General features: G+C 64.8%; 5 protein-coding genes and 1 pseudogene. 4 read left to right on the top strand and 2 right to left on the bottom strand.

Going from position 1 to position 3,445, the window contains the following annotated elements; genetic code table 11:
* Both dnaN and dnaA read right to left on the bottom strand, forming a co-directional pair.
* On the bottom strand, window positions 1-703 hold a 703-nt coding region (gene dnaN, locus JWP65_RS01835; protein WP_299759791.1), incomplete at its 3' end, for a DNA polymerase III subunit beta.
* A 125-nt stretch (window positions 704-828) separates the two neighbouring features.
* Entirely contained in the window at window positions 829-2,244 is a 1,416-nt protein-coding gene (dnaA, locus tag JWP65_RS01830) for a chromosomal replication initiator protein DnaA (RefSeq protein WP_299759789.1), read from the bottom strand.
* Between the two features lie 178 nt (window positions 2,245-2,422).
* Between dnaA and rpmH the strand changes: the two genes are divergently transcribed.
* From rpmH to JWP65_RS01810, 4 genes and pseudogenes are all read left to right on the top strand, one after another.
* Window positions 2,423-2,557 carry a 50S ribosomal protein L34 gene (gene rpmH / locus JWP65_RS01825; RefSeq protein WP_145893359.1) on the top strand — a complete coding sequence of 45 codons (135 nt, stop codon included), beginning with the start codon at window positions 2,423-2,425 and terminating at the stop codon, window positions 2,555-2,557.
* A 45-nt stretch (window positions 2,558-2,602) separates the two neighbouring features.
* Window positions 2,603-3,010 (top strand): ribonuclease P protein component, encoded by a 408-nt coding sequence (locus tag JWP65_RS01820; RefSeq protein WP_299759787.1) that lies wholly within the window; start codon window positions 2,603-2,605, stop codon window positions 3,008-3,010.
* Window positions 3,007-3,276, top strand: coding sequence for a membrane protein insertion efficiency factor YidD (gene yidD / locus JWP65_RS01815; RefSeq protein ID WP_299759785.1), 270 nt, complete (start codon window positions 3,007-3,009; stop codon window positions 3,274-3,276). Before JWP65_RS01820 ends, yidD begins: the two co-directional genes overlap by 4 nt.
* A pseudogene (locus tag JWP65_RS01810) lies at window positions 3,273-3,445 on the top strand (membrane protein insertase YidC); the annotation flags it as partial. The gene yidD and the pseudogene JWP65_RS01810, both read left to right, overlap by 4 nt.

Raw genomic sequence — 3,445 nt, 5'->3', positions numbered from 1 at the left:
CGAACTCCATGCCGCCGAAGGCGAACTTGGCCTGGTTGTTGGCGAACTGCATCTCGATGGCGCCTTCGGCATCGGACAGCAGGCGCTGCAGCTCCAGCACCGTCTTGCGCGGCAGGATCACTTCCTGGCGCGGCACTTCCACGTCGAGCGTCGCCGAGGCGAACGCCAGCCGGTGGCCGTCGGTGGCCACCAGCGACAGCTGCTTGCCTTCTGCCACGAACAGGATGCCGTTCAGGTAGTAGCGGATGTCGTGCACCGCCATGGCGAACGAGACCTGGTTGAGCAGGTCTTTCAGCGTCTTTTGCGGCACGCTGAACACCGGGCCGAAGCTGGGCGCTTCCTGCACCAGCGGGAAGTCTTCCGCCGGCAGCGTCTGCAGCGTGAAGCGGCTCTTGCCGCCTTTGAGAATGAGCTTGCTGGCGCTGGACTCGAGGCTGACCGTCTGGTCGCTGGGCATGGTGCGCAGGATGTCGATCAGCTTGCGGGCGCCCACGGTGGTGGTGAAGCTGCCGGCGTCGCCGTCCATGTCGGCCGTGGTGCGGATCTGGATTTCCAGGTCGCTGGTGGTGAACTGGATGCTTCCGGCGGTCTTGCGCAGCAGCACGTTGGCCAGGATCGGCAAGGTATGCCGCTTTTCCACGATCCCCGCCACCGACTGCAGCACCGAGAGCAGTTTTTCTTGTGTTGCCTTCAGGACAATCATGTCAGCCTCTTCTCGCTTTTCTTTGATTCGGTCGTTGTGCTCGGTAACACGGCATTTTCGCCTTTTTGCAGCGCTGTTTTCCAGGGGTCGAACCCCTGGAGTCCCGCCTCCGCGGGAATGACGAATTAACCCTTTAGTGTCTGTTCCAGCACATGCAGCTGCTGGTTCAGCTCCGTCAGTTGCAGGCGCTCGGCCGAGATCTTGCGCACCGCGTGCAGCACGGTGGTGTGGTCGCGCCCGCCAAACAGCTCGCCGATCTCCGGCAGGCTCTTCTGGGTCAGTTCCTTGGCCAGGTACATGGCGATCTGGCGCGGCCGGGCGATCGAGGCCGGGCGCTTCTTGCTGTACATGTCGGCGACCTTGATCTTGTAGTAGTCGGCCACGGTCTTCTGGATGTTCTCCACCCCGATCTGCCGGTTCTGGATCGACAGCAGGTCGCGCAAGGCCTCGCGCGCCAGCTGGATCGAGATTTCCTTCTGGTTGAAGCGCGAGTACGCCAGGATCTTGCGCAGCGCGCCCTCCAGCTCGCGCACGTTGGAGCGCACGTTCTTGGCGACGAAGAAGGCGACCTCCTCGGGCATCTCGGTGCCCTCGGCGCGCGCCTTGTTGATCAGGATGGCCACCCGCATCTCCAGCTCCGGCGGCTCGATGGCCACGGTCAGGCCGGAGTCGAAGCGCGAAACCAGGCGCTCGTGGATGTCGGCCAGCCCCTTCGGATACGTGTCCGAGGTCATCACGATGTGGCTCTTCTTGGCCAACAGGGCCTCGAAGGCGTTGAAGAATTCCTCTTGCGTGCGGTCCTTGTTGGCGAAGAACTGGACGTCATCTATCAACAGGAGATCCAGCGAGTGGTATTTGTCCTTGAATTCGTCGAAAGTCTTGCGCTGGTAAGCCTTGACCACGTCCGAAACGAACTGCTCGGCATGGAGGTAAAGAACCTTGGAGTTGGGCTTGTCGGCCAGCAGTTTGTTGCCCACCGCGTGCACCAGATGGGTCTTGCCCAGGCCCACGCCGCCGTAGATGAACAGCGGATTGTAAAGATGGCCGGGCGTGGTTGACACGTGCATGGCGGCCGCGCGCGCCATCCGATTGGCCGTGCCTTCCACCAAAGTGTCGAAGGTCAGGCCGGTGTTCAGGCGCGTCTTGAAGGCCGAGGCGCTGTTGTCTTCCTGGATCTCGGGCGGTTCGGCGACCGGAACGTTGGCCGCCATCGCCGGGGAAGAATACGCACGGGTGCTGTTGTCCCTTGGAGTGATCGCTAACTCAAGTTGAACGGGCTGGCCGTAGATCTTCTCCAGCATGCCGACGATACGGCCGGCGTACTGGGCCCGCACCCAGTCGAGCTTGAAGCGGTTGGCCACGTACAGCGTGACCTTGGAAAAATCCTCCGACACCTGGGCCACCAAAGGTTTGATCCAGGTGTTGAACTGCTGCTCCGGGAGCTCTTGCGCGAGCTGGTCGACGCACGCCTGCCATAGGCTGTCGCCCGCTCCTGCCAGGCTTGCCGCCGCGGCCAGCCTGTTGTGTTGCCCCTCGCCCATGTGCCCCGTCGCTCCTGTGGATTAGTTATTTCGCGCGAAACAGCGGATTCTAGGCGTAAACACCTTATCCACAAACCCGAGGCCGGCCGCGCCGGACCCCTGGCGGCGGCCGGACAAGCCCCCGCGGTTGCCCGGACCGGGACTTTCCACGATAATGCCGGGTTTTCCCGAGAATCAAATGAAACGCACCTACCAACCTTCCAAAGTGCGTCGCGCACGCACCCACGGCTTTCTGGTCCGCATGAAGACCCGGGGCGGCCGCGCCGTCATCAACGCTCGCCGCGCCAAGGGCCGCAAGCGCCTGGCCGCCTAAGCGCCCGCGCGTTTGTCCCAAGCGCTGCCTGCGCTTGCCCGCCCCGTGCAGCGGCTCAAGACCAAAGCACAGTTCGAGGCAGCCATGGCCGGCGGCACCGTTTCCCGCACTGCGCATTTCGTGCTGCACCGGGCAGCCCCGCAGGTGCCCACCGAATCCCCAGGGCCTGCGTCCAGCGGACGGCAGGCCCTCTTTGCTGTGCACGAGGCGTCGATCGGGGCTGTCCTGCCCAAGCGCTGGGCCAAGCGCGCGGTCACCCGCAATGGGATCAAGCGGCAGATCTACACCGTGAGCGCATCCTTCGAACAGCAGCTGCCCAAGATGGCGCACGTGGTCCGGCTGCGCGGCGATTTCGCGCGCGCCCAGTTCCCCAGCGCCTGGTCCGACGCGCTGAAGGCCTCGGTGCGCGCCGAGCTGCTGCAGCTGTTCGGCCAGGCCAGGGCGCCGCGATGATCCGCGCGCTGCTGATCGGGCTGGTCAAGGGCTACCGGCTGCTGCTGTCGCCCTGGCTGGGCTCGGCCTGCCGCTTCACGCCCACCTGCTCGGCCTATTCGCTGCAAGCGCTGGAGCGCCACGGCGCCGGCGCGGGAAGCTATCTCACGGTGGCGCGCCTGGCGCGCTGCCATCCCTGGTGCGCGGGCGGGCACGATCCTGTCCCCACCGCCAGGCCACGCCTGTTCACGTGGCCTGCGCCTTCGCAAGAAAAGAAACATCCATGACCGACATCCGCCGCACCATCCTCTGGGTGATCTTCGGCTTTTCCATGGTGATGCTGTGGGACCAATGGCAGGTCTACAACGGCCGCCAGGCCACCTTCGTCCCGTCCGGCAAGGCGGTCGCCACGGCCGCCGCGCCGGCCGCCGCGCCCGCCAGCGCCGGCGTGCCCAG

The organism is Ramlibacter sp., assembly GCF_028292805.1.
GTDB lineage: Bacteria > Pseudomonadota > Gammaproteobacteria > Burkholderiales > Burkholderiaceae_C > Ramlibacter.
The sequence above is the reverse complement of the archived record's forward strand: the minus strand, read 5'-3'. Positions and strand labels throughout refer to the sequence as shown.

Coding starts and splice junctions, on each gene's coding strand:
- dnaA (WP_299759789.1), bottom strand. CDS start 2,244: ATGGGCGAGGGGCAACACAACAGGCTGGCCGCGGCGGCAAGCCTGGCA.
- rpmH (WP_145893359.1), top strand. CDS start 2,423: ATGAAACGCACCTACCAACCTTCCAAAGTGCGTCGCGCACGCACCCAC.
- yidD (WP_299759785.1), top strand. CDS start 3,007: ATGATCCGCGCGCTGCTGATCGGGCTGGTCAAGGGCTACCGGCTGCTG.